The organism is Streptomyces sp. NPDC005408 (assembly GCF_040606445.1).
In the GTDB taxonomy this organism is placed as follows: Bacteria; Actinomycetota; Actinomycetes; order Streptomycetales; family Streptomycetaceae; genus Streptomyces.
On record NZ_JBEXEX010000041.1, the window covers coordinates 1 to 24,976 of the forward strand.

At 70.2% G+C, this 24,976-nt stretch carries 24 protein-coding genes and 1 pseudogene; 16 read left to right on the forward strand and 9 right to left on the reverse strand.

Annotated elements, in window-relative coordinates:
* Nucleotides 1-120: 120 nt before the first annotated feature.
* Entirely contained in the window at nucleotides 121-738 is a 618-nt protein-coding gene (locus ABZS64_RS29055; RefSeq protein WP_355836066.1) for a TetR/AcrR family transcriptional regulator, read from the reverse strand.
* Nucleotides 739-820: 82 nt separating this feature from the next.
* Here ABZS64_RS29055 and hmgA point away from each other — a divergent pair, with 82 nt between their 5' ends.
* From hmgA to ABZS64_RS29075, 4 genes are all read left to right on the forward strand, one after another.
* Nucleotides 821-2,140 carry a homogentisate 1,2-dioxygenase gene (gene hmgA, locus ABZS64_RS29060; RefSeq protein ID WP_355835919.1) on the forward strand — a complete coding sequence of 440 codons (1,320 nt, stop codon included), beginning with the start codon at nucleotides 821-823 and terminating at the stop codon, nucleotides 2,138-2,140.
* A gap of 13 nt (nucleotides 2,141-2,153) precedes the next feature.
* Complete coding sequence (locus ABZS64_RS29065) at nucleotides 2,154-2,903, forward strand: GntR family transcriptional regulator (protein WP_355835922.1); 750 nt, start codon at nucleotides 2,154-2,156, stop codon at nucleotides 2,901-2,903.
* A 32-nt stretch (nucleotides 2,904-2,935) separates the two neighbouring features.
* Nucleotides 2,936-4,099: a type ISP restriction/modification enzyme gene (locus ABZS64_RS29070; protein WP_355835925.1), complete on the forward strand. Its 1,164-nt coding sequence runs from the start codon at nucleotides 2,936-2,938 to the stop codon at nucleotides 4,097-4,099.
* An 89-nt stretch (nucleotides 4,100-4,188) separates the two neighbouring features.
* A complete protein-coding gene (locus ABZS64_RS29075) occupies nucleotides 4,189-5,385 on the forward strand; it encodes a CaiB/BaiF CoA-transferase family protein (protein WP_355835928.1) in 1,197 nt (398 codons plus the stop codon).
* Between the two features lie 143 nt (nucleotides 5,386-5,528).
* Here ABZS64_RS29075 and ABZS64_RS29080 read toward each other — a convergent pair whose 3' ends face one another.
* Nucleotides 5,529-5,792 carry a hypothetical protein gene (locus ABZS64_RS29080; protein WP_355835930.1) on the reverse strand — a complete coding sequence of 88 codons (264 nt, stop codon included), beginning with the start codon at nucleotides 5,790-5,792 and terminating at the stop codon, nucleotides 5,529-5,531.
* 277 nt (nucleotides 5,793-6,069) lie between these two features.
* On the opposite strand from ABZS64_RS29080, the gene ABZS64_RS29085 reads away from it, so the two are divergent.
* From ABZS64_RS29085 to ABZS64_RS29100, 4 genes are all read left to right on the forward strand, one after another.
* Nucleotides 6,070-7,605 carry a DUF4331 domain-containing protein gene (locus tag ABZS64_RS29085; protein ID WP_355835932.1) on the forward strand — a complete coding sequence of 512 codons (1,536 nt, stop codon included), beginning with the start codon at nucleotides 6,070-6,072 and terminating at the stop codon, nucleotides 7,603-7,605.
* A 169-nt stretch (nucleotides 7,606-7,774) separates the two neighbouring features.
* Nucleotides 7,775-9,064, forward strand: coding sequence for a hypothetical protein (locus ABZS64_RS29090; protein WP_355836069.1), 1,290 nt, complete (start codon nucleotides 7,775-7,777; stop codon nucleotides 9,062-9,064).
* Nucleotides 9,061-10,740, forward strand: a complete 1,680-nt coding sequence (locus ABZS64_RS29095) for a nickel transporter (protein ID WP_355835935.1) — start codon at nucleotides 9,061-9,063, stop codon at nucleotides 10,738-10,740. Before ABZS64_RS29090 ends, ABZS64_RS29095 begins: the two co-directional genes overlap by 4 nt.
* Nucleotides 10,741-10,782: 42 nt before the next feature.
* A complete protein-coding gene (locus ABZS64_RS29100) occupies nucleotides 10,783-12,432 on the forward strand; it encodes a serine/threonine-protein kinase (protein ID WP_355835938.1) in 1,650 nt (549 codons plus the stop codon).
* Here the strand turns inward: ABZS64_RS29100 and ABZS64_RS29105 are convergent.
* Nucleotides 12,416-13,225, reverse strand: a complete 810-nt coding sequence (locus ABZS64_RS29105) for an SGNH/GDSL hydrolase family protein (protein WP_355835940.1) — start codon at nucleotides 13,223-13,225, stop codon at nucleotides 12,416-12,418. The two genes, ABZS64_RS29100 and ABZS64_RS29105, sit on opposite strands and share 17 nt — an antisense overlap.
* A gap of 193 nt (nucleotides 13,226-13,418) precedes the next feature.
* On the opposite strand from ABZS64_RS29105, the gene ABZS64_RS29110 reads away from it, so the two are divergent.
* The 5 genes from ABZS64_RS29110 (at nucleotide 13,419) to ABZS64_RS29130 (ending at nucleotide 18,322) form a co-directional block, all read left to right on the forward strand.
* Nucleotides 13,419-13,862 (forward strand): hypothetical protein, encoded by a 444-nt coding sequence (locus ABZS64_RS29110; RefSeq protein WP_355835943.1) that lies wholly within the window; start codon nucleotides 13,419-13,421, stop codon nucleotides 13,860-13,862.
* 359 nt (nucleotides 13,863-14,221) lie between these two features.
* A complete protein-coding gene (locus ABZS64_RS29115) occupies nucleotides 14,222-15,151 on the forward strand; it encodes a glycosyltransferase family 2 protein (RefSeq protein WP_355835946.1) in 930 nt (309 codons plus the stop codon).
* Entirely contained in the window at nucleotides 15,148-16,317 is a 1,170-nt protein-coding gene (locus tag ABZS64_RS29120; RefSeq protein ID WP_355835949.1) for a glycosyltransferase, read from the forward strand. The genes ABZS64_RS29115 and ABZS64_RS29120 overlap by 4 nt, the downstream gene beginning before the upstream one ends.
* Before the next feature lie 20 nt (nucleotides 16,318-16,337).
* Complete coding sequence (locus ABZS64_RS29125) at nucleotides 16,338-17,117, forward strand: polysaccharide deacetylase family protein (RefSeq protein ID WP_355836072.1); 780 nt, start codon at nucleotides 16,338-16,340, stop codon at nucleotides 17,115-17,117.
* Nucleotides 17,118-17,227: 110 nt separating this feature from the next.
* Nucleotides 17,228-18,322 (forward strand): DUF5925 domain-containing protein, encoded by a 1,095-nt coding sequence (locus ABZS64_RS29130; protein ID WP_355835952.1) that lies wholly within the window; start codon nucleotides 17,228-17,230, stop codon nucleotides 18,320-18,322.
* Nucleotides 18,323-18,370: 48 nt separating this feature from the next.
* On the opposite strand, the gene ABZS64_RS29135 is transcribed toward ABZS64_RS29130, so the two are convergent.
* On the reverse strand, nucleotides 18,371-18,745 hold the full coding sequence (locus ABZS64_RS29135; RefSeq protein WP_355835955.1) for a GntR family transcriptional regulator: 375 nt from the start codon (nucleotides 18,743-18,745) through the stop codon (nucleotides 18,371-18,373).
* 105 nt (nucleotides 18,746-18,850) lie between these two features.
* On the opposite strand from ABZS64_RS29135, the pseudogene ABZS64_RS29140 reads away from it, so the two are divergent.
* Both ABZS64_RS29140 and ABZS64_RS29145 read left to right on the forward strand, forming a co-directional pair.
* A pseudogene (locus ABZS64_RS29140) lies at nucleotides 18,851-18,967 on the forward strand (GNAT family N-acetyltransferase); the annotation flags it as partial.
* The gene (locus ABZS64_RS29145) at nucleotides 18,948-19,442 is read left to right on the forward strand and encodes a DUF402 domain-containing protein (protein ID WP_355835959.1); all 495 of its coding nucleotides are present in this window, start codon (nucleotides 18,948-18,950) and stop codon (nucleotides 19,440-19,442) included. The pseudogene ABZS64_RS29140 and the gene ABZS64_RS29145, both read left to right, overlap by 20 nt.
* Here the strand turns inward: ABZS64_RS29145 and ABZS64_RS29150 are convergent.
* From ABZS64_RS29150 to ABZS64_RS29165, 4 genes are read right to left on the reverse strand one after another with little or no spacing between them, the layout of a single operon-like run.
* Complete coding sequence (locus ABZS64_RS29150) at nucleotides 19,439-19,885, reverse strand: N-acetyltransferase (protein ID WP_355835962.1); 447 nt, start codon at nucleotides 19,883-19,885, stop codon at nucleotides 19,439-19,441. The genes ABZS64_RS29145 and ABZS64_RS29150 overlap by 4 nt on opposite strands.
* Nucleotides 19,882-21,378, reverse strand: coding sequence for a tripartite tricarboxylate transporter permease (locus ABZS64_RS29155; protein WP_355835965.1), 1,497 nt, complete (start codon nucleotides 21,376-21,378; stop codon nucleotides 19,882-19,884). Before ABZS64_RS29155 ends, ABZS64_RS29150 begins: the two co-directional genes overlap by 4 nt.
* A gap of 3 nt (nucleotides 21,379-21,381) precedes the next feature.
* The gene (locus ABZS64_RS29160) at nucleotides 21,382-21,927 is read right to left on the reverse strand and encodes a tripartite tricarboxylate transporter TctB family protein (RefSeq protein ID WP_355835968.1); all 546 of its coding nucleotides are present in this window, start codon (nucleotides 21,925-21,927) and stop codon (nucleotides 21,382-21,384) included.
* On the reverse strand, nucleotides 21,924-22,907 hold the full coding sequence (locus tag ABZS64_RS29165; protein WP_355835970.1) for a tripartite tricarboxylate transporter substrate binding protein: 984 nt from the start codon (nucleotides 22,905-22,907) through the stop codon (nucleotides 21,924-21,926). Before ABZS64_RS29165 ends, ABZS64_RS29160 begins: the two co-directional genes overlap by 4 nt.
* A 139-nt stretch (nucleotides 22,908-23,046) precedes the next feature.
* Here ABZS64_RS29165 and ABZS64_RS29170 point away from each other — a divergent pair, with 139 nt between their 5' ends.
* A complete protein-coding gene (locus ABZS64_RS29170; RefSeq protein WP_355836075.1) occupies nucleotides 23,047-23,724 on the forward strand; it encodes a response regulator in 678 nt (225 codons plus the stop codon).
* Nucleotide 23,725: 1 nt separating this feature from the next.
* Here the strand turns inward: ABZS64_RS29170 and ABZS64_RS29175 are convergent, their stop codons facing one another.
* Nucleotides 23,726-24,907, reverse strand: a complete 1,182-nt coding sequence (locus ABZS64_RS29175; protein WP_355835973.1) for an epoxide hydrolase family protein — start codon at nucleotides 24,905-24,907, stop codon at nucleotides 23,726-23,728.
* Between the last annotated feature and the right edge of the window lie 69 nt (nucleotides 24,908-24,976).

Genomic DNA, 24,976 nt, shown 5'->3' on the forward strand with positions numbered 1-24,976 from the left:
TAGCCGATGTTGGTGTAGACGAGACCGCTGGTGAAGTCGAGGTAGCGGTTCCCGTCGTAGTCCCAGAAGTACGAGCCCTCGGCAGCGGCAAGCCCGCCGCAGGCGCACCGCACCGCCCGCTCAATCCAGCACCCGTGCCAGATACGCCCGCAACAGCTCCCGCGTCTCCCCCACGATCTCCTCGTCCCCCGACGGCCCCACCCGGAACGCCAGCTGCAGCAACGCATCCGCCGCCTCGACCGAGACCAGCACCGCCCGCCGCAGCTCCGCGTCAGCCGGGGCGCGGCCGAGGTGGCCCGCGAGCATGTCGGCCAGGCGGTCGGCGACCTGGTGGTTCGCGCCCGAGGCGGGCGCACCCACCGGGATCTGGTAGCCGAAGTCGATCAGCGCGAAGCCGGGAACGGTCCGCTTCATCGCCAGATATTCGTCCAGTACGGCATCGAGGGCGCCCCGCCAGTCCCCCGCCGGAAGCTCCTCGAGACGGCCGCCGATGCGTTCGGCGTACGTGTCCAGATTCCGATGGGCCAGGGCTTCGGCCAGCGCACGCTTGTTGCCGAAGAAGCGGTAGACGGAACCGATGGGCACCCCGGCCCTGGCGGCCACCGCGCGGGTGGACAGCTCCTCGTAACCGGTCTCGTCGAGGAGCTCGGCGCAGGCGTCCAGTATCCGGGTGAGCCGTTCGGCGCTGCGCTGCTGCACGGGCGCACGGCGGAGGTGGGCTGGGGACACGCCGTCCATCATGCCGTCCCGTTCCCGTTGACGGGGCGGTCCAGCAATCCTACGGTTGTCCATAGGATTCCTTCAGCACCGGGAGCGGACGATGAGCGGCATCGAGCAGGCGCGGAAGACGGCCGAAGGCCTTGGGCATCTGGCCGGCTTCGGCAATGAACACAGCTCGGAGGCCGTGCCAGGCGCGCTTCCGCACGGACGCAATTCACCGCAGCGCGCCCCGCTGGGGCTGTACGCGGAGCAGCTGAGCGGCAGCGCGTTCACCGAGCCGCGCGCCCACAACCGCCGCTCGTGGCTGTACCGCATCCGGCCCTCGGCCGCGCACCCGGCCTTCGTGCGCATCGACAACGGCGACGTACGCAGCGCGCCCTTCACCGAGACCGTCCCGGACCCGAACCGGCTGCGCTGGAACCCCCTGCCGGAGCCCGCGCCGGGGACAGACTGGCTGGCCGGTCTGTGGACGCTCGGCGGAAACGGCGACGCGACCCAGCGCACCGGCATGGCCGTGCACCTGTACAACGCCAACTCCTCGATGACGGACCGGGTATTCAGCGACGCGGACGGCGAGCTGCTGATCGTGCCCGAGAAGGGCGGCCTGCTGCTCCGCACGGAGCTCGGGCTGCTCGCCGCCCGCCCCGGCGAGGTCGCGCTGATCCCCCGCGGCGTCCGCTTCCGCGTCGAGCTGCTCGACGAGAGTGCCCGCGGCTATGTATGCGAGAACTACGGGCAGCCCTTCCAGCTCCCCGACCTCGGCCCGATCGGTGCGAACGGCCTCGCCAACGTCCGCGACTTCCTCGCGCCGGTGGCGGCCTACGAGGACGTGGAGGGCCCGGTCGAGGTCGTCAACAAGTTCTGCGGCAACCTCTGGGCCGCGACCTACGACCATTCGCCGCTGGATGTCGTCGCCTGGCACGGCAACCACGTTCCGTACGTCTACGACCTGCGCCGCTTCAACGTGATCGGGACGATCTCGTACGACCACCCGGACCCGTCGATCTTCACCGTGCTGACCTCGCCGAGCGACACCCCGGGTCTGGCAGGTGTGGACTTCGTCGTCTTCGCGCCGCGCTGGCTGGTCGGCGAGGACACGTTCCGGCCGCCGTACTTCCACCGCAATGTAATGAGCGAGTACATGGGCCTGATCGAGGGCGCGTACGACGCGAAGGCAGAGGGCTTCGTTCCGGGGGGCGGCTCGCTGCACAACATGATGTCGGCGCACGGACCGGATCGGGAGACCTTCGACAAGGCCAGCGCCGCCGAGCTGAAGCCGCAGAAGATCGACGACGGGCTTGCCTTCATGTTCGAGACGCGCTGGCCGTTGACCGCGACCGGGCAGGCAGCGAACGCCGGACATCTGCAGAAGAGCTACGACGACGTGTGGCAGGGTCTTGAGCGCCACTTCCGGTCGTAGTACGGAGTACGCCGTGACCGCCTTCGCCCCCGACTCGCTGGTCCTGAACCGCAAGCTGCCGCTGTGGTACCAGGTCTCGCAGTCGCTGCGCGCCTCGATACTGGGCCGAACACCCGAGGCGTCGCTGCGGCTGCCCACCGAGGAGCAGCTCGCCGCCCACTACGGCGTCAGCGTGCTGACCATGCGCCAGGCCCTCAAGGAGCTCGAGGCGGAGGGCCTGATCAGCAGGCACCGGCGGCGGGGCACTTTCATCGAACCGGGGGCGCGACGGGGAGCGCCGAGGCGGCTGCTGGGCTCGATCGACGCGATCGTGGCCCAGCAGTCCGGCGAGCGCACGACGATCCTGGGGCACGGCCCCGGGCCGGTGCCCGGTGAGCTCGCGGAGTACTTCCCCGATGACACCGAGGTCGTGACGTACAAGCGGCTGCGCTGCGACGGCGAGAGCGGTGAGCCGACCAACTGGGCGGAGAACGCGGTCCGTCCGGACATCGCGGCGCGGCTCGACCTCGCGGATCTGGAGCGCTGGCCGATGACCAAGGTGCTGCGGGACGGGGTGGGCGTGCGGATCAGCCGCATCACGGACACGGTGGAGGCGCGCCTTGCGGACCCGCCGACGGCGGAGCTGCTGAAGGTTCCGCTGCTGAGCCCGATCCTGCACTACACGGGCGTGACGTACGACGAGGCGGGCCGGGTGGTGGACGTGGCCCGGATCCGGTACCGGGGGGACCGGTTCTCCTTCTCGGTCACCCTCGACGCGGAGTGAGCGCTGTCAGGGCCCGCGGTTAGCATTTCCGCATGCCGATGCTGGACGAGCTCATGCCGTGGGGAACAGCACCCCTGCGGCTGGGGCGACCCTGGGTGATGGCTCCGGATGCAGCTTCCCTCCAGGCGCGCTGGGATGCCCTTGTACGGGCGGAGGGCGTCGAGCAGGACACGTTGTTCGGGTGCACCCGGGCGCGTACGCCGCGCAGTGCCGCCAGCCAGCTGCCCGGGCAGACCACCGGCACCAGCCGGTTCGTGCGGGAGGACGGGCCCTGTCCGGTGCCGGTGCGGGTGTCCCACGGGGCCTTCGACGAGCAGTGGCTGATCCCCGACCACCGGCTCATCGACGTCGCCAGGCCCGAATTGTGGCGGGTGGCCGACGAGCGGCAGCTGTTCGTCGTCGAGCACTGCTGGGTGGCGGAGTCCGCGGGACCCGCCGTCAGTGTCTCGGCGATGCTTCCCGACGGGCACTCGCCCGCCGGACGGCCCGGCCGGATTCGTCCGCTGTACCGGCGGCCCGGTGGGATCGAGCCCAATCTCGCGCCGGGTCTGCTGTCCGCCCTCGGCAGCCGTTACGGGCGCGAGGTCGACGCCGACGAGCTGGTGGCCTGGATCGTCGCGGCCGCCGAGCCGTCGGCCGCCGGGTGCGTGGTGCCCCTGCCTGCCGACCCCCGCGTGTGGCTGTCCGGCGTCGAGTTGGGGCGGCGGATGACACAGATCCAGCTGCGCGGGGCGCGAGGTGGCGAGCGGCCCCGGCTGCCCGGCGGACGGCGCCCGTATGTGCGGGCCGCCGTGCCCGCGCGGCCCGACGCGATCACGTACGACGCCGAGGATGAGGTGCTCAGCCTGGGCGACGGCCGTATTTCACCCGTGCCCGCCGAGGCCTGGGACTTCCACGCCGGCGGTGTACGCATGCTGGAGCTCTGGTTCGAGCACCGTACCGCCGCGGCCGAGCCCGGGACGCTGGAGGCGATACGGCCCGCCGTATGGCCGCAGGAGTGGACCTCCGAGCTGCTTGAGCTGATCACCGTGCTGGCTCTGCTGGGTGAACTGCGCGGCCGGCAGGACGAGTTGAAGGTCGGCCCGGAGATCACCGAACTCCCGGGCGTGCTCCCCCCGCCGACCGCGGCCCGGCGGCCCGCCTCCGTGCTCGACCACCACGAAGAGGGCCCTGAAGGTCAGTTCGCCCTGCTGTGAGGGCCGAAGGTGCCGTTTCGCGAAAAAACACCAGGTGATACCCGTCGGGGGGTGACAAAGGTGGTACGTACACGGTAGGCACGGCTGTCATGAGCCATCAGCCCCTCCCCCTCGACGGGATCACGGTCGTCGCCGTCGAACAGGCCGTCTCGGCGCCGTTCGCCACACGCCAGCTCGCCGACCTCGGCGCCCGCGTCATCAAGATCGAGCGCCCTGACGGCGGCGACTTCGCACGCGGCTACGACACCGCAGCCCGCGGGCTCGCCTCGCACTTCGTCTGGTGCAACCGTGGCAAGGAGTCCATCGCCGTCGACCTCAAGGACCCCCGCGGCCTCGACATCGTGCGCCAACTCCTCGCGGACGCCGATGTGTTCGTGCAGAACCTGGCCCAGGGAGCGGCGGCCCGGCTCGGTCTGGACGCGGCCACCCTCTGCGCCGCGCACCCGCGGCTGATCGCCGTCGACGTCTCCGGCTACGGCGCGGAGGGACCGTACGCACACAAGCGCGCCTACGACATGCTCGTGCAGTGCGAGGCGGGCCTGGTCTCGGTGACCGGGACCGCAGAGCACCCCGTCAAGGCGGGCATTCCGGCGGCCGACATCGCGGCGGCGATGTACGCCTTCTCGGGAGTGCTGGCGGCCCTGCTGCGGCGGGGCACCACGGGGCTCGGCGGGCCGGTGGAGATCTCGATGCTGGACTCGCTGGCCGAATGGATGGGGCATCCCCTGCACCATGAAATGCACGGGGGCGAGACCCCGGCGCGCACCGGCGTCGCGCACGCCGTCATTTCGCCGTACGACGCCTACGCCACGGCGGACGGCGGCCAGGTTCTGCTGTCCGTACAGAACGACCGGGAGTGGCGGCGGCTGGCCGAGCAGGTGCTCGGCCGGCCCGAGCTGGGCGACGATCCGGTCTTCGCGACCAACACGGCCCGCACGGCCAACCGGGAGCAGACCGATGCCGTGGTGGCCCATGCCCTGTCGTCCCTGAGCCGCGACGAGGCGATCGGCAGGCTGGAGGCGGCAGGCATCGCCTGCGCCCGGCTCAACAGCGTCACGGACCTGGCCGCGCATCCGCAGCTCGCGGCACGCGACCGGTGGCGGGAAGTGGACTCACCGGCCGGACCGCTGCGGGCCCTGCTGCCGCCGATCATCCTGCCTGGCGGGGACGAGGCTCGGATGGGCGCGGTTCCCGCGCTCGGCGAGCACACCGACGCGCTGCTGAGGGCCCTGGGAATGACGGACGAGGGGACAGCGGCGCTGCGCCGGGACGGTGTGATCGCCTGAGCGCGTTCGCGTACGGGTGAAGTCAAGGGGAGGGGACGCCGACGCGCCCAGGTTGAGGAGCGCGGCGACGACGAGGCCGATGATCGGTGCCGGGCGCCGCTCAAGCCGTTGCGACGCCGCGGGTCCTGAAGGTGCCCGCGGCCCTACCTGCGGCTGCCGAACAGTGAGCGACGCAGCCGCTTGAGCGGCGCGAAGAGCGAAACTCGCGCACTCTTGCTCTTGCGGGTGTGCGCGACATCACGCGAGGTGAGCTCGCGCATCAGCGACGTCGCCTCGGCCGTCTCGCGCTGCGGGAGGGCGGGACCGCCCAGCACCGAGAGATGGCGGTCGAGACGCGTGCTGGTCGCACTGCTCCCACACGTGATCGCAGGCACACGCGCCCTGCTGCGCATTGCTATCTGTTCCATGTCACTCCCCACCCGTACGAGGGCACCCGGCCCGGGCAGGTTAACCCTATCGCCCCGCCGTGACACTCGTGTATCCCGGTCGCAGGATTCACCACACCAGTACGCGAGTTGACGACTACTCTCCGAATCCGCCTGATTCCAGGGCGAGTTGGACAGCCCCTCGGCAAAAGCTCTCTCAACTTCTCAGAACTTCTCGGACTGACGACCAATCCGTTCCGTACTCCGCACCGAATGGCTGGCATCGGAGCAGAACCAGCACTCGCGAAGGACGGATTCGATGACCGCAATGAGCAGCAGCGGGCGGGGGCCCACGAGGCTCGCCGCTCTTACCTGCGTGGCGCTGGCGGCCGGGGCGCTCGTGGCCTCCGGTGTGACCGGGGTCGAGCCGGGCACCGCCCGGGCCTCCAGCCACCGGGAGGCGCCGCTGATCTCCGGGCAGCCCCAGTACGACAACACGGACCTGTATGCGTTCGTCAGCCCCGACAAGCCCGACACCACCACGATCGTGGCCAACGTGCTGCCGTTCGAGGAACCGGGCGGCGGCCCGAACTTCTACAAGTTCGCCGACGACGCCCAGTACGACATCCACATCGACAGCGACGGTGATGCCCAGGGCGACCTGATCTACCGGCTGACCTTCAAGAACCACGTCAAGAACGGCAATACGTTCCTGTACAACACCGGTCCTGTCACCACGATCGACGACCCGGACCTCAACATCACGCAGACGTACGACATCGATCTGCTGAGGCTGAAGAACCAGCATGTGATGCACTCCACGAAGATCGGCGACGATCTGCCGGTGGCACCGTCGAACGTGGGCAAGGCGTCCATGCCGGACTACCAGGCCCTGCGCGACCAGGCCGTGCAGCAACTCGCGGGCGGATCAACGGCGTTCGCGGGCCAGGCGGACGACCCCTTCTTCGCGGACCTGCGCGTCTTCGACCTGCTCTACGGCGGGAACCTCACCGAGGTCGGCAACGACACGCTCAAGGGCTACAGCGTCAACTCCGTCGCCCTGCAGGTGCCGACCGCGTACATCCGGCAGTCGGAGAAGCAGCCGATCGTCGGCATCTGGTCGACCACCCAGCGCAAGAGCGCGAGCGGTCACTGGACGCAGGTGTCACGGCTCGGAATGCCGCTGGTCAACGAGGTCGTCATTCCCGTCAAGGACAAGGACAAGTTCAACGCGTCCCACCCGTGGAACGACGGTGACTTCCTGAAGTTCGTCACCCAGCCCGAGCTGCCGAAGCTGATCGAGGGCATCTACAAGATCAAGGCCCCGGCCGAACCCCGCAACGACCTGGTCTCGGTGTTCCTGACCGGCGTCGACAAGCTCAACAAGCCGCCGCACGTCCGGCCCGCGGAGGCGCTGCGGCTCAACACCGGTATCGCGCCGAGCGCAGAGCCCAAGAGGCTGGGTGTGCTGGACGGCGACAACGCCGGATTCCCCAACGGCCGGCGCCTGACGGACGACGTTCTGGACATCGCACTGCAGGCCGTCGAGGGCGAACTGGTCGGCTCGAAGAACGACTTGGGCGACGCGGTGAACGAGAACGACCAGAAGTTCGGTGCGGCCTTCCCGTATCTGGCCCTGCCGACGGCAGGCTCGCGAGGCGCGCTCGCCAAGGAGGGCGCCGCCAAGGACGCCCAGGGCAATCTGCTCAGCGGGGGCGCGTCGTCCGCATCCTCCAGCAGCGACTTCACCGACAACACGCTGATCGCCTCCGCGGTCGCCGCCGGTGCGGGCGTACTGCTGGTCGCTCTGGGTCTGAGCTGGTGGCGGATGCGGCGCCGGAACATCTACCGCTGACCGACCCGGCGCACGACGGATCGACGGATCGACGAGAGGAAAGGGCAGATTCATGTCCCTGCGAAGGGCGCCAGGAACGACCGCGGCCGAAGGCCGCGACCCGGGGGGCCGGGAGACCGGCCCCCGGTTCGGGGCGGGACGCGTGGCCGGGGTGCTGCTGCCCGCCGGGATGCTGGCCGTCGCTCTGACCGTGGGCATCGTCGTGTCCGGCGGTGCGGGCAACGAGCCCCCGGCAGCCCGCACCGCCGCGCCCGTGGCGGACGCACCGTTCGACCGGATCGGCACCGGTGACCTCGCCCGCGGGGTCACCGGCCTCCAGGCGCATCTGCGGGCGCAGCCCAAGGACGCGCGGGGGTGGGCGGCCCTGGGTGCCGCCTATGTCGAGCAGGCCAGGACCAGTGGCGACCCGACCCGGTATCCGCAGGCCGACAAGGCGCTTGCCCGTTCCCTGGCGCTGCAGCCGCGGGACAACGACACGGCCCTGGCGGGTCGTGCCGCGCTCGCGGCGGCGCGGCACGACTTCCGTGGCGCGCTGCGCGAGTCGGAGGCCGCGCTGAAGGTCAACGCCTTCAGCGAGCGCGCGCTCGCCTCCCGGATCGACGCCCTCGTCGAACTGGGCAGCTATCCAAAGGCGTTGGCGGCAGCCAAGGAGGCCGATGGCCGCCGCCCCGGCATCCCCGTCTTCACGCGCTATGCGTACGTACTGGAGCTGCGCGGCGACATCGCCGGCGCGCGGCGGATACTCGGCGGCGCGCTGAACTCGGCTTCCTCCCCCGGCGACACGGCGTATGTGGCCACCGCGCTGGGTCAGCTGGAGTGGACCCAGGGGGCGTACGCCCCGGCGCTGAAGTACTTCACTACGGCGCTCGACGCGGACCCGGGCTATCTGCCCGCGCTGGAGGGCAGGGCCCGCACCCAGGCCGCCCGCGGTGACGCCAAGGGCGCGCTGTCCGGGCTCGAAGCGGTGGTGGACCGGCTGCCGCTGCCGGGTCAGCTGGTGGCGCTGGGTGAGCTGTACGAAGCGGGGGGCCGCGCGGCGGACGCCCACGCCCAGTACGAACTCATCGGCACCTGGACCGAGTTGGCCCGCGCCAACGGCGTGGACACCGATCTCGACACCGCTCTGGCGCTGGCCGACCATGGCGACAAGGCCGAGGCGCTCAAGGCCGCGCGCGCCGAGTGGGGCAAGCGCAGGACCGTGCACACGGCGGACGCTCTCGCCTGGGCGCTGCACGTCAACGGCCGTTCCGCGGAAGCCCTCCCGTACCTCGCCACATCGGCGCCGGCCGGCTGCCGCAACGCGACGTTCCTCTACCACCGCGGCATGATCGAGCGCTCGGTCGGCAGGACGGACGCCGCCCGTGCGTCGCTCGGTGCCGCGCTGAAGATCAACCCCGGCTTCTCCCCGATCGGTTCACGTGCGGCCCGCTCCGCGCTGACGGCCCTGGAGGCGTCATGAAGAGGCGTACGACCGCCGTCGGCGCGGCGGTCCTCGTCGCCGGAGCGGCGCTCGCGGTGCTGCCCGCCGGGACGGCCGCGGCGCATCCCCTCGGGAACTTCACGGTCAACCGCTACGACGGACTCCTCGTCGCGCCCGGGCAGCTCGGTGTCGATCACGTAGAGGATCTGGCGGAGATACCCGCGGCCCAGGCCCGAACGAAGATCGATCGCGACGGCGACCGTGAGATGTCGCCGGGCGAGCTCACTCAGTGGGCCACGGTTCGCTGCCGGGACGCGGCGCGGGACAGCCGGGTCACGGTCGAGCAGCGCGCAATTCCGCTCACGCCCGGGGCGAGCCGCGCGCAGGTGCGTCCCGGGCAGGCCGGGCTGCCGACACTCCGCGTCGAGTGCCGGCTGACGGCCGAACTGCCCGACGGGCGGCAGACGATCGCCTTCCGGGCGGCGGGCGGAAGCCAGGGGCCTGGCTGGCGGGAGATCACGGCCCGCGGCGACCGGATGACGCTCGCCTCGTCCGACGTACCGAAGACGTCGGAGTCGCAGCGGCTGACGAAGTACCCGGACGGGCAGCTCTCCTCGGCGCCGGACCGCACGGCGGCCGCGCTCTCGGTCACACCGGGCGGCGCGCCCGCGGCGGCGGACCAGCAGGAGGCGGCGGCCCCGGCGTCCATACTGCCGCGCGGCGCCGACCGCTGGACGCAGGCGCTGACCGGCCTGGTGGCCCAGCGCGACCTGACCGCGGGATTCGCCGCACTGGCTCTGGCGACCGCGCTGCTGCTGGGCGCGCTGCACGCGCTCGCGCCGGGTCACGGCAAGACGGTCATGGCCGCCGCGGCGGCAGCGGGCGGGCGCAACTCCCTGCGCGACGTCCTGTCCCTGGGCGCATCGGTGACGATCACGCACACGCTCGGGGTGTTCGCGCTCGGCGGCCTGATCGCGGTGGGCTCGGCGGCGGCGCCGTCGGTGGTCGCCTGGCTGGGCGTCGCGAGCGGAGCGCTGGTGGCGGGGGCGGGGGCGGTGCTCGTACGCAGGGCCTGGCGAAACCGAGGGGCGGCGCACGGGCACAGTCACGGGCACGGGCACGGCCATGACCATGGGCACGGACACAGCCACGACCACGGATCCGCGCCGGGCCACAAGCACGGCGATGCGTCCGGGCATGGGCCCGGCCACGGGCCGGAACAGGACCACGGCCATGACCATGGTCATGCGCACAGCCACGGGCCGAGTCACACGCATGGCGACGGGCCCGGCCACGAACCGGAACACGACCACGGGCACAGTCACAGCCATGCGCACGGGCACGCCCACACCCACACTCACGACCACCGCTCGCTGGGGCTCCGCTCCACCATCCTCCTCGGCTTCGCCGGCGGACTCGTCCCCAGTCCCTCCGCCGTCGTCGTCCTCGTCGGCGCAGCCGCCCTCGGCCGGGCCTGGTTCGGGCTGCTGCTCGTCCTCGCGTACGGCGCCGGGCTCGCCCTCACCCTTGCCGCCGCGGGCTTCGCGGCCGTACGGCTCGGCGAGCGCGCCACCCGCCTGCTCGCCGACCGCAGCCGCCGCAAGGGACGGCTGTTCGCCACCGCCCAGCGCGCGCTCCCGCTGGGCACGGCGTTCATCGTGCTCGCCATCGGATGCGGATTGGCGCTCAAGGGGGCGGCAACAGCTCTTGCGTGAGCTAACTTGGGGTAGTTCCTCTGCTACCGATGGGGGCTCGCTGTGAGCGAAGTGCCGGGCGATTCGCGGCTGGTGGCAGGGCGCTACCGGCTGCTGAGCCCCTTGGGCGAGGGCGGGATGGGCGTGGTGTGGCGCGCCCGCGACGAGGTGCTGAACCGCGAGGTCGCCGTCAAGGAGGTCCGCGCCCCGGCCGGGCTCGGCACCGCGGACGAGCAGCGGCTGTACGCGCGTCTCGAGCGGGAGGCCTGGGCCGCCGGCCGGATCTCCCATCGCAATGTGGTGACCGTCTACGACGTGGCGACCGAGGACGGCCGCCCCTGGATCGTGATGGAGCTGGTGCGCGGGCTCGCGCTCTCCGATGTGCTGGACGCGGAGGGCCCCCTAGCCCCGCAGCGCGCCGCGCACATCGGCGCCGAGGTCCTCGCGGCCCTGCGCGCCGCGCACGAGGCGGGTGTGCTGCACCGGGATGTGAAGCCGGGAAACGTGCTCATCGGCAACGACGGCCGTGTCGTGCTCTCGGACTTCGGTATCGCGGCCGTCGAGGGGACCTCCAATCTGACGATGACGGGCGAGCTGATCGGCTCTCCCGAGTTCCTCGCGCCCGAGCGGGCGCTGGGGCGTACGCCGGGGCCCGAGTCGGATCTGTGGTCGCTCGGCGTGCTGCTGTATGCGGCCGTCGAGGGCAACTCCCCGTTCCGCCAGAACACCCCGCTGAGCACCCTGCGTGCCGTCGTGGACGAGGAACTTCCGCCGCCGCGCAGGGCCGGGGCGCTCGCGCCGGTGATCGCGGGGCTGTTGCGCAAGGATCCGGCACAGCGGCTGTCGGCCGAGGAGGCCGAGCATCTGCTGCGGGTGGTGGGCGCGGGTGGCACTGCGCGTACGACTCCTGTGCCGCCGGGACCGTACAGCTCCACCGTCTCGTCGACGTCCCCCACACCTGTCGGGCTCCCGGTCCCCCCGCCGCCGACGCCCGTTCCCGGTCCGGCCACCACGGCCACGACCGGTGTGGCGCCAGACCGTGCGCGGCGGGCGACCGTGGTGCTGATCGCCGGGGTGACAGTGCTGCTTCTGGCGGTCGGCGGCCTCGCCTGGGCGCTGGTCAACAACAAGAACCGGGCCGGCGGGGACGACAACGCCGGCAGCTCGAGCCCCGCGACGGGCAGTTCGGGCACCAGTCCCGGCAGCACCTCGTCCGCCCCAGGAGCCGGCGGTACGGACGGCGGCAGCACAGGCGCCGGCGGAAACAGTGGCAACAACGGCGACAATGGCGGTACGTACACCCCGCCGCAGAGCGTCAAGGTCTACGCCGAGACCGTGCACGGAAGCTATTCGGGCACCTGCCCGCCGCCCGAAGCGGAAGCTCCGGCCTTCCGGGCGACGATCACGGTGGGCCGCACCCCGGCGTCCGTCGACTACCGCTGGGCCACGAAGAGCGGCGAGAGCTCCGACTCCGAGTGGAAGACGCTGGACTTCGGGGCCGGAGGATCGAAGCGGAAGCAGGTCAATCACATCGAGCTGACGTACAAGCAGGGCGAGACGCACCACGACCGGATCCGGGTGGAGATCCGGAGTCCGGTCGAGGCGTATTCACAGTGGATCGACTTCTCGGTCACGTGCAAGCAGGAGACCCCGACGGACTCGGGCTCCTACACCGCGAACGCCACGAACGCCGTTCTCAGGCGCGCGAGCTGAAGACGGGCAGGTAGCCGCCGGACTGTCCGGAGGCGGTGGGGTGGTACGACTCGCCGATGTTGAGCCAGTTCAGGCTGTGCAGCCAGGCCGACCCGGAGCAGATCTCGTGTCCGGTGAAGGCGGGGGTGACGTCCGCGAAGGCGTAGCCGTGGTCGGCGGCGCGCTTCGCGGTGGCGGCGTTGAGATAGTCGGCCGCGCCGTTGATCGCGGCCCGTTCGTTCTCGCTCAGCCCGGCGATGCAGCTGCCGCCGAGCTTGTAGAAGCGGGGGTAGCCGAGGACGACGACCTGGGCAGCGGGTGCCTTGGATCTGATGGCCGAGTAGACGGAGTCGAGCTTGCCGGGCAGGGTCGTGTCGACGTAGCTCTTGGCCTGGTTGATGCGGTTGATGCAGGTGGACTCGGACTGCAGGACGCAGGTGGTCATGACGTCCGAGAAGCCCGCGTCATTGCCGCCGATGGTGATGGAGACGAGGTCGGTCGCCGAGCTGAGGGGGGCGAGCTGACCGGCCGTGACATCACCCGTACGAGCGCCCGAGCAAGCGGTGAACGCGAACGACGAGGGTGAATGCGCGGCCGCCCAGAGCTTGGGGTAGGCCTTGGTGCTGCGCTTGCAGTTGCCGCTCGCGCTGTCGTAGCTGCCGGCCCCGACGCCCGATGAGTACGAGTCGCCGAGAGCCACGTAGTCAAGGGCGAGGGCGCTGTCCGAAGCCTGTGCCTGGCCGGCTCCGGTGAGAGCGAGGACGGCGCCGAGGAGGAGTGAGGATGAGAATGCCGCGATTCGGGACAGTTTCATGGAACCTCCCTTTAGCAGGATCTCTGCCTCAACTTTCGTAGCAGCGGGCATACTTCACCGGAAGTGTCCATGCCAAGAATGTTGCGCTCGGACTACGCTCGGACCATGTGAGGGCTTCTTGACGGAGCGTCGCGAGCTGCGCAGCATGGGGGTCGCAACCGATGCATCCGACGCCTTGGGGGCAAAGTCGGCCATGCAGACGATCAGCAACAAGCCATCGGCAGTCCGGACAGATCTCCTTCCGGCACTCGCGGGTGCGGCATGCGCGGTCTCGGGGGTCGGCGTCGCACTCACGCTCACCGGCGTCGAGTCGCCGCTGCGCGCGCCGTTCACCCTCTTCTTCCTCTTCGCCGGACCGGCGGGCGGACTTGCCGCCGCACTGCCCCGCCTCGACCCGGCGGCCCGCGCCGCAGTGGCAGCGGCCGGCGCGATCGTCATCGACCTGCTGGTTGCCCAGTCATTGAAGTCGCCGCACGTCCTGACGGTGGACGGAGGGATCACGACAGTCGCCGTGATCACGGTTCTGCTCTTCCTCTCGGCCCTGGGCCGGCGAATGCGGAACCCGGAACACATCAATCCGGCAGACCGGTTGATGAAAGGGATCAAGAAGATTCGATCAGGACGCTTCCGTTACTGACCACCGAATCGGTACCAAAAAGTAAAAAAGTGCGTCCTTGTTCCAGGTCTTGCCATACAGTCCTAATCATCAATACCGTCGTACATCCACCCGCAACGACCCATCATGCAAAGCGACTCTAGGGGAGGGCTCAAGCGTCGCGATGGGTTTCTGAGCGGGGCGCGGTAGGGGGGTGCCGTGCTCGGTTTTCGCGCTCTTGCCGAGCCGTACACCGCGCGGCCAGTTTTGCCAGCTCACCCACCAAGTACGGAGCCGTTATGCCTGCATGGCCGGGGTGAGAAGAACCCCCCTTTCAAACCGGAAACTCATCCGGACTGCCCGGGGGTGGGCAGTCCACCGGTGGAGAGGGAAACAGACTCATGAGTTCAGTCCTGCACCCGGCCGCTCCGGGGCAAGATCCGTATCTCGAAACGTCGCACCGTCAGGGCACCACCGAATCAACCGCCACATCAGTCACCACTTCAGCCACCGATTCCGCTGCCCAACCGGAAGCTCCGGTGAAGGGACTCGGCCGAATATCAGCCGCCTACCGGCCGATCTCCTCGCATCTTGCGATCACTCCGCCCGTGAGCGTCGTGATCCCCGCCATGAATGAGGCGGAAAATCTTCCGTACGTCTTCAAGACACTCCCTGACTGGATTCATGAAGTCGTCCTGGTCGACGGGAATTCCAGCGACAACACCGTCCAAGTGGCCCGCGAACTGTGGCCGGACGTCAAGGTCGTCAAGCAGGTCGGCAAGGGCAAAGGGGATGCCCTCATCAGCGGATTCGCCGCCTGCACGGGCGACATCATCGTGATGGTGGACGCCGACGGTTCGGCCGACGGCCAGGAGATCGTCTCCTATGTCTCGGCCCTCGTCTCGGGCGCCGATTTCGCCAAGGGCTCCCGCTTCGCCAACGGCGGCGGCACCGACGACATGACCCCGATCCGCAAGCTCGGCAACTGGGTCCTGTGCTCCATCGTCAACGCCAAGTTCGGCGCCCGCTACACCGACCTCTGCTACGGCTACAACGCCTTCTGGAAACACTGCCTCGACAAGATCACCCTGGACTGCACCGGCTTCGAGATAGAGACGCTGATGAACATCAGGGTGGTCAAGGCCGGTTTGCGCGTACAGGAGGTACCCAGCCACGAGTACCTGCGTATCCACGGCGTCAGCAACCTCAGCGCCGTACGGGACGGGCTGCGGGTCCTCAGAGTGATCCTCAAGGAGAAGGGTGTCAGCCGCGCCGAGCGCCGCCGGGAGGCGGCGCTCAGTCTCAGGATCCCGCGGGGAGAGGTGTCTTGAGCGACCGACGCTTCTCGGTGGTCATCTGCGTGTACACGGAGGACCGCTGGGAGGACATCCTCGCGGCCGTCGACTCCGTACGGCACCAGTCGCTTCCGGCGCTGGAGACGCTGCTGGTGGTCGACCACAATCCGGCGCTGCTCGACCGACTCGCCAAGGAGTACAAGGAGTACGGCGATCACAGTGAGACAGTCGCGCGGGGTGAGGAGGTGCGGGTGCTCGCCAATGCGGGCCCCCGCGGCCTCTCCGCGGGCCGCAACACCGGAATCGCCGCGGCCCGCGGCGAGTTCGTCGCCTTCCTCGACGACGACGCCGTGGCCGAGCGTGACTGGCTGCGGTACTTCGCCGAGGGATACGACGACCGCCGGGTGATGGCCGTCGGCGGCCGGACGATGGCCGCCTGGGCCTCGGGGCGCAGGCCGGTCTGGTTCCCGGAGGAGTTCGACTGGGTCGTCGGCTGTACGTACCGGGGCCTGCCGCCGGGAAAGGTGCGGGTGCGCAATGTCCTCGGGGGCAACGCCTCCTTCCGGCGCAGCGCGTTCGACGCGTCGGGCGGCTTCGCCACCGGGATCGGGCGTGACGGCGACAAACGGCCGCTGGGCTGCGAGGAGACCGAGCTGTGCATCCGGCTCGCCAAGGCGCTGCCGGATGCGGTGCTGCTGATCGACGACCGCGCGGTGATCCACCACAAGGTCCCGGCCGCGCGTGAACGGTTCGGGTACTTCCGCACCCGCGCCTATGCCGAGGGCCTGTCCAAGGCGCTGGTGGCCCGAAGCGTGGGCGCGGACAAGGGGCTCGAGTCCGAGCGCCGCTACACCACGCGGATCCTCCCGGCCGGTGTCGTACGCGGGCTGCGCGACGCGGTCCTGGGCCGCCGCGGCGGCGCGGGCCGGGCGGGCGCGATCGTCACCGGGGTCGCTGTGGCGGCGGGCGGCTATGTGGTGGGGAGCGTACGGGCGCGAAGGGGCGGTGCGGCCTTCTCGTCCGGGCCGATCGCGGAAGGCCGGGCCCTTTCGGACCCGGCCCCGTCGAGCCTGGCTCCCTCGGGACCGGGTACACCCGAGCCGGTCCCGTCCGGGCCCGTGCCATCCGAGCCGGTCCCATCCGTGCCCGTCCCTTCGGGATATCAAGCACCCGATCCGAGCACGGGAGGCAGGTCCGGTTGAACCAGCCCGTCCCCATCCTGATGTACCACGCCGTCGGACACCGGCCGGCCGAGGCCGCCTACGGCCTGTCCGTCTCGCCCGACGCCTTCGCCGAGCAGCTCGAGCTGCTCGGCGAGCGCGGGTTCACACCTCTCACCACCGCGCAGCTCGGCGAGGCCTGGCGGTCGGGCGGACGCCGGCCCCTGCCGCGCCGCCCGGTGCTGATCACCTTCGACGACGGTTACGAGGGCGTGCACCGGCACGCCCTCCCCGGCCTCGTCAAACACGGCTTCGCGTCCACCCTCTTCGTGTCGACCGGCTGGCTGCGCGGTGCCCATGACGAGGGCGGCGCGCTCGACACCATGCTCGACTGGGACCAGGTGCGCGAACTGGCCGCCGCGGGCACGGAGATCGGCGGCCACACCCACACCCATCCGCAGATGGACCAGCTCGACGACGACCGGCTCCACCACGAAACGGTCCGCTGCCGGGACATCGTCGCGGACGAACTGGGCAGCCTCCCGGTCTCCTTCGCCTACCCGTACGGCTACTCCAGCCGCCGGGTGCGCCGAGCGGTCCGGGCGGCGGGCTTCGCTCAGTCGCTCGCCGTGGGAAACGCGCTCGCGCTGCCCCGGCAGGGGCCGTACGCCCTTGAGCGGGTGACCGTACGGCGCTCCACCGGCATCGACGAGTTCGAGCGGCTCGTCGACGGCCGCTCGATCGCCCGGAACTTCGCCAAGGACCGTGCGCTGACCAAGGGTTACGCCGTGGTGCGCCGGACTCGCCGGGTCGTCGGTCTGATCCGCCGGGGCCGCGGCTGATGCGGGACCCGGCAGCCGGCCGGTCCTAGGGGGTGGCCGGCGGATCATGCTGGGCTCGCCACCGGTCAAAACACCGTGCGCGCGGCGGTCCCGTGCCGGATCATGGGCCCATGTCTGCAAAGCCTCAGGACGCACTGCCGATCCGGCTCACCGTCGACGACAGCGATTCACCTTCGGACGTCGTCGACGCGCTGTTCCTCGGCCGCTTCGCGACGGGCGAGCAGCCGTACTCCCACAGCTCCACCATCGACCGCGTCAAGCCAGGCGCCACCCTGCTGCCGCCGGCCGCATCCGTGCTGCGCTCCGCACGCGACGACGACCGCAGCGCCACGCTCGCCGAGGGCGAGGGCTGGACGCTGCTCATCTCCCGCTGGAACCGCGGCGCGGACGTCACGGTCACCGCCCTGACTTCCGAGCTCGCCGAGAAGGTGCTCAAGCAGGCGACGGACGGTGCGGCCGACGAGCCGGAGCCGCAGCCGGAGAACGTGACCATGGGGTTCTGGTACGTGTCGCCGCGCCGCGGCCCGCACCGCACCACCCGCCAGATCGCCGCCGGGACCTGGGACGAGGTCCGGCCCAACTACACGGCGCCGGTGGCCGATGCGATGGACCGGCTGATGAAGGTGACACCGGACGACATCGCGGGACGGCTGCTCCTGCTGCACGGCCCACCCGGCACCGGGAAGACCTCCGCGCTGCGCACGCTGGCCCGCTCCTGGCGGGACTGGTGCCAGGTCGACTGCGTACTCGACCCGGAGCGGCTCTTCAACGACGTCGGCTACCTGATGGACATCGCCATCGGCGAGGACGAGGGCACCTCGAAGGGCCGTTGGCGGCTGCTGCTCCTCGAGGACTGCGACGAGCTGATCCGCGGCGAGGCGAAGCACACGGCGGGCCAGGCGCTGTCCCGCCTGCTCAATCTCACGGACGGTCTGCTGGGCCAGGGCCGCAATGTCCTGGTGGGCGTGACGACCAACGAGGACCTGGAACGGCTGCATCCGGCGGTGGTCCGCCCGGGGCGCTGTCTGGCCCGCATCGAGGTGGGCGCGCTGACCCGCAAGGAGTCGGTGAACTGGCTGGGCACGGAGGAGGGGGTCGGCCGCGAGGGCGCGACGCTGGCGGAGCTGTACGCCCTGCGCCGCGGCAACAGCCCGGCGTCGGTCCCGCTGCAGCACGACGGCGCGGACGCGGGCCTGTACCTGTGAACAGGACGGGCTCAGTTTGAGCCCGTCCGCGTTCGGACAGCCCCTGCCTTACTTTCCGTACGCCGCACGCAGCGCTTCCTCGACCGCGGCCCCGGCATCGGCGCGGCTCAGGCCCAGGCGATGCACCTGCTCGGCAAAGGCTGCCGCGGCCACCGCCGCCTGCCGCTCCGCCGCATCGCCCGCCGCAGCCACGAACGTCCCATTGCGCCCCCGCGTCTCGATCACCCCATCCGCCTCCAGGGCCCGGTACGCCTTGGCGACGGTATTCGCGGCGAGCCCGAGGTCCTCGGCCAGTCCGCGTACGGTCGGCAGCCGGTAGCCCACCGGCAGCGCGCCCGAGCGTGCCTGTGCGGAGATCTGGGCGCGCAGCTGTTCGTACGGAGCGACGGCCGCGTCTGCATCGATGGCGATCTTCAGAGTCACACACCGATTCTCCCCCACCACCGGAAGTCCACCGGAAATTGGGAGGCGACACGGCCCGGCCGCCACGTAGCGTCAGTCCCCATGACTCTGATCGTCCGTGATTTCCATACGGACGCGTTCACCAGCAATGACGCAGACAATGGCCCCATGCTGGCGATCAACAAGTGGTTCGGTTATGAGATCTGTGCGACGGAGGTACGGCATGTCCGCACGCTCGGTTGAGGTGGTTCTGGTCAAAGCAGGCAAGACCAAGATCCGTTACGCCGCGGAGCTGCTCGCGGACGACGGCATCCATGTGACGGTGCGCGCGCCGTGGGCGGGTGAGGGGACGCGTGACTTCGGCTTCGTACGCTTCGAGGCGGGTGATGTGTTCACCGAGCACTACTGGCGGGACCGCTGGTACGCGGTGAAGGAGGTCAGCTCCGGCGACGGCACGCTCAAGGGCTGGTACTGCGACATCACCCGCCCCGCCGTCCTCGACGGCGACGAACTGGTCGTAGAGGACCTGGACCTCGATCTGTGGGTGTCGGCGGACGGGGCAAAGGTGCTGCGCCTGGACGAGGACGAGTTCGAGGAGAGCGGCCTCGCCGCCCGCGACCCGCAGGCGGCCGGGCACGCGGTGCAGGCCCTGGACGAGCTCGAAATCCTTGCCCACAGGGGCAAGTTGACCGATCTGCTCGACCGGACAGGCCGTTAGGCGAGCTGCTTGCGGTAGTGGATGCGGTCGTACGGCCCGTCCACGCGGCGCTCGACGACCTCGTAGCCGTACCGCGGATAGAGCTCCTGGTTCTCCCACATCAGCGCGTTCGTGTAGAGCCGGATCTCGGCGAGGCCCAGCTCACGCGCGTACTCCTCGGCGAAGGCCAGCAGCCTGCGGCCGAGGCCGGTGCCCCTGGCGTCCGGGTGGACGGCGATCGACGCCAGGAAGAGATGACCGGCCTCCGGGACGAGGACGATGACCCCCCGCACCGGATCGCCGATCACGAACACCCGCCCCGCCGCCACCTCGGCCGCGTGGTCCGCCTCCATCGGGGCGGGCACGACGCCGATCCGTTCGATGTAGTGGTGATAGGCCGCGTCGGTCACGGCCTTCACCACACTCACGTCGTCGGTGGCTGCGGGGCGGATGTTCTCGGTCATGCCGCTACGTTACGGCGCCGCGTGATCAGCTTCTTCAGCCAGGGCCAGGTCACCAGGATCAGGATCACGGCGTACACCGTGACCGAGAAGGGCGTGTTGACCAGGCCACTGACGCTGCCGTCGCTGATCTGCAGCGCCCGGCGCAACTGCTGTTCGGCGGCCGGGCCGAGGATGACTCCGATCACCGCGGGCAGTACGGGAAGTCCGTAGCGCCGCATGCCGAAGCCGATCAGGCCGATGATCAGCAGGATGACCAGGTCGAGCGCCTCGCCGCCCACCGCGTACGCGCCGACCGCCGCGAAGAAGAGGATCCCCGCGTAGAGATACGGGCGCGGGATGCGCAGCAGCTTCGCCCAGACCGGCGCGAGCGGCAGATTCAGCGCCAGCAGCAGCACCATGCCGACGAAGAGCGAGGCGATCAGACCCCACACCAGATCGGGCTCGCGCTCGAAGAGCAAGGGCCCCGGCTGGATTCCGTACTGCTGGAACGCGGCCAGCATCACGGCCGCTGTGGCCGTGGTGGGCAGGCCGAGCGTCAGCATCGAGACCAGGGTCCCCGCGGCCGAGGCCGAGGCCGCCGACTCCGGTCCCGCGACGCCCTCGATGGCTCCCTTGCCGAACTGATCCTTGTGCTTGGAGAGCCGCTTCTCGGTGACGTACGAGAGGAAGGTCGGGATCTCCGCGCCGCCGGCCGGGATCGCGCCGAACGGGAACCCGATGAGGGGCCCGCGCAGCCAGGGCTTCCAGGTACGCCGCACATCGGACGTGGCGAGCCACGGGCGGCCGACTGGAATGGCTTCGCCGCTGGAGCGCCGAAGATGGGCCGCGACCCACAGCGCCTCGCCGATCGCGAAGAGACCGACCGCGACGATGACGACGTCGATGCCGTCGGCGAGCTGGAGCGAGCCGAAGGTGAGCCGCTGCTGGCCGGTCATCTCGTCCAGGCCGACAAGGCCGAGGGTGAGGCCGATCAGCAGAGACGCAAGACCGCGGATACGCGACGAACCGAGTACCGACGTCACCGCGATAAAAGCGAGCACCATGATCACGAAGTAGTCGGGCGCGCCGATGTCGACGGCGAGTTCGGCCACGGTCGGCGCGAGGACGACCAGCAGGATGGTGCCGATCATGCCACCGGCGAAGTGACCGCCCGCGGCGGCCGCGAGCGCCTGCGCGCCCCGGCCGGCCTTGGCCATCGGATTGCCTTCCATCGCCGCGACGACGGCTGCGCTCTCACCGGGGGTGTTGAGCAGGATGGAGGTCGTGGAGCCACCGAACATCGCTCCGTAGTAGATACCGGCGAACATGATGAACGCGCCGGTCGGCTCAAGGCCGTAGGTCACGGGCAGCAGCAGCGCCACCGCCATCGCGGGTCCGATTCCGGGCAGTACGCCGATCGCGGTGCCGAGCAGCACTCCAAGTGCCGCCCAGAGCAGATTGACCGGAGTCAGCGCGGTGCCGAAGCCGTCGAGGAGTGAGTTGAGAGAGTCCATCGGCTACAGCACTCCCATCAGCGGGCCACCCGGCAGCGGAACGCCGAGCAGGTTGTTGAAGACGATGTAGGTGACCAGGGCGAGGGCCGCTGCGATGAGCGGGTCGCGGTCGAGGTGGCGGCTGCCTAGCGCGAAGGCCGCGCCCCAGAAGAGCAGGGCTCCTGCGATGGGGAAGCCGAGGGGGCCGATGAGCACGGCGAAGCCTAGAAACACGCCGGCGAGGAGCAGCACCGTACGCCAGTCGCTCGGCTCGGTGAGGTCGATGTCCTCGCCGCCCTCTGCCTCGCCGCGGCCGCCGCGCAGGACATCGACGGCGAGGAGTACGGCGACGACCAGCAGGCCGGCGCCGACGACGACGGGGACGGTCTTGGGGCCGACGGGACCGCGCTGCGCGATGTCGACGTTCATCGTCAGTGCATCGGTGAGGACGAGCACGCCGATGACGAACAGCAGGACGCTGACGCCGAGTTCGGAGTATTCGCGCAGCCATTCCTGCGGTGAGCGCCGCGCGTTGGTGGGCCTGTCGGTTTCGGTCTCTGTCGTCGTCACAGCCCGAGCTCCTTCAGTACGGAGTCGACGCTCTTGTCCTGTGCGCCGAGGAAGTCACCGAACTTGTCGCCGGTGAGGAAGGCGTCGTCCCAGCCGTTCTTCTTCAGCGACTCCTTCCACTGCGGGGAGTCGTGCAGCTTCTCGACGAGGCCGATGAGCTTGTCGCGCTCCGCGTCGGTGAGACCGGGCGGGGCGACGATGCCGCGCCAGTTGGTGAAGTCGGTGTCGAGCCCGGCCTCGCGCAGGGTCGGAGCGTCGAGGCCCGGGACCCGCTTGGGCCCGGTGACCGCCAGCAGCCGCAGCTCGCCCGCCTTGATCTGGTCGAGGTACTCGCCGACGCCCGAGACTCCGAAGGCGACCTTGTTGCCGAGGATGGAGGCGAGGAGCTCACCGCCGCCGTCGAAGGGGATGTAGTTGACGGACTTGGGGGCGATTCCGGCGGCCTGCGCCATCAGCATGGGCGCGAGATGGTCGGGTCCGCCGGGCGACGACCCACCGCCGACAGGCAGTTTGCCCGGGTTCTTCTTCCAGGCCGCGAGCAGATCCTGGATGGTCTTGTACGGGGAGTCCTTGCTGACGACCACGATGTCCTGCTCTTCGGTGAGCCGGGCGATCGGGGTGGTGTCCGCCAGGGTCCTCGGCGACTTGTTGGTGTGTACGGCGCCGACGACACCGAGGCCCATGGACATGGCAAGCCTGCCGTTGCCGTGCTCGCCGACGAGGCGGGCCAGTCCGACGGTGCCACCGGCGCCGGGGAGGTTGAACACCTCGATGTTGTGGGTGAGTTCGGCGTCCTCGGCGTTCTTGGCGGCCGTACGCGCGGTGATGTCGTAGCCGCCGCCGGGGGTGTTGGGGACCATGAAGCGCAGGCCGGGTATCTGCGTACCGGTGGCGGAGCCACTGCCGGCGGAGAGCAGCGGCGGCCCCACGAGCACCAGCAACGCCGCCCCGAGCAGGGCGAGGGGAGTGCGCAATCGCACGTGTGCCGCCTTTCCAGGAGATGGGGAGAGGTGTGACGTGGCCCACATGTTGCCTGCGCGTTAAGAAGCTGTCTCTCTTCCGGAATCAACGGACGTTGTGGTCCTTGTGGTCGCGCCTTAGCGTGTCGGCGTGACGACGGTGCTGGTGGTGGACGACGACTTCATGGTCGCCAAGCTGCACAGCCGCTATGTGTCAGCGACGGAGGGCTTCACGGTCGTCGCGGTGGCGCACAGCGGCGCCGAAGCGCTGCGCGCGGCCGAGCGGCTGCGCCCCGATCTCGTACTCCTCGACATCTATCTGCCCGACATGGACGGAATCGGCGTCCTGCGGGAGCTGCGTGCGGCAGAGGAACGCGACGGGCGTGCTTCCGTGGACGCGCTGTTCATCACGGCGGCGAGGGACGCGGGCCTGGTCCGCGCGGCCCTGCGCGCCGGCGCCCTGCACTATCTGATCAAGCCCTTCACGCAGGCGGCGCTGCAGGAGCAACTGCGCCACGTGGCATCGCTCCGGTCCCGCTTCGACCGCCTCGACGAGGCCCGCCAGGAGGACGTCGACCAGATCTTCGGCACCCGCCCGCCCGGCTCCCGCGAACTGCCGAAGGGCCTGGCGGCCCACACGGCGGAGCTGGTGGAACGGATCCTGCGGGAGCACCCGGGCGAGGACCTGTCGGCGTCGGAGTGCGCGGAGGCGGGCTCCCTGTCGCGGGTCAGCGCGCGGCGCTATCTGGAGTACTTCGTCGAGACCGGACGGGTCGAGGTGACGCTGCGGTACGGAGGGACGGGACGGCCGGAACGGCGCTACCGGCGGATCGGCTGAGCTACGTCAGTTCCCTGAAGAAGGCCCGTACGTCGGCGACCAGCAGCTCCGGCACCTCCATCGCGGGAAAATGCCCGCCTCTGTCGAATTCGGTCCACCGCACGATGGTGTTGGTCCGATCAGCAATGTGCCGAAGCGGTACGAAATTGTCGTGCGGGAAGACGGCCAGGGCGGTCGGCGCGGTCGACGGCTCGGGTCCGGTGCAGTCGGAGTGGGCCCGCTCGTAGTAGATCCGCGCCGCCGAACCGGCCGTGCCGGTCAGCCAGTAGAGCATCACATTGGTCAGCAGCTGATCGCGGTCGACGGCGTCCTCGGGACGGTCCTTCGAGTCCGTCCACTCCTTGAACTTCTCCGCGATCCAGGCCAGCTGGCCGATCGGTGAGTCGGTGAGCGCGTAGGCGAGGGTCTGCGGCCGGGTGGCCTGGATGTCGGCGTACCCCTTGCGGTCGCGGTCCCAGTTCCGGCTGCGCTCCCACGAGATGAGGGTCCGCTCACGCTCGGCCGGGCTCAACGCGGCCAGCTCGTCGGCGGTCGGTTCCTCGGCGGCGGCCGCGCCGGGCAGCAGATTCAGATGCACGCCGATGACGCGGTCGGGGTCGATCCGCCCGAGCTCCCTGGAGATGGCCGCACCCCAGTCCCCGCCCTGCGCGCCGTACCGCCCATACCCGAGCCGCCCCATCAACTCCGCGAACGCGGCGGCCACCCGCCGAAACTCCCATCCGGTCTCCTGTGTGGGCCCGGAAAGCCCGAACCCGGGAATGCTGGGCAGCACCAGGTGGAAGGCGTCGGCCGCATCCCCACCGTGGGCGCGCGGATCCGTCAGCGGCCCGGCGATCTCGGCGAACTCGACGATCGAACCGGGCCATCCGTGGGTAACGATCAGCGGGGTCGCGTCCGGCTCCGGCGACATGATGTGCGCGAAGTGCACGGTGGCACCGTCGATCACGGTGGTGAACTGCGGCCATTCATTCAGCTTCGCTTCGGCGGCGCGCCAGTCGTACTCATGCCGCCAGTAGTCCGCGAGCTCCCGCAGATGGCCGAGCGGAATCCCGTAGTCCCACCCGACGCCCGGCAGCTCGTCGGGCCACCGAGCACGGTCCAGTCGCTCGTGGAGGTCGTCCAGGTCGCGCTTGGGGATGTCGATGCGGAAGGGGCGAAGGGTGGCGTCGTCCTGGCTGGTCATATCGGGAGCGTAGCCAGCCACGTCTGATTTCAATACGCCGGACCGTGAGACCGGAGGCGTATCGTCGCG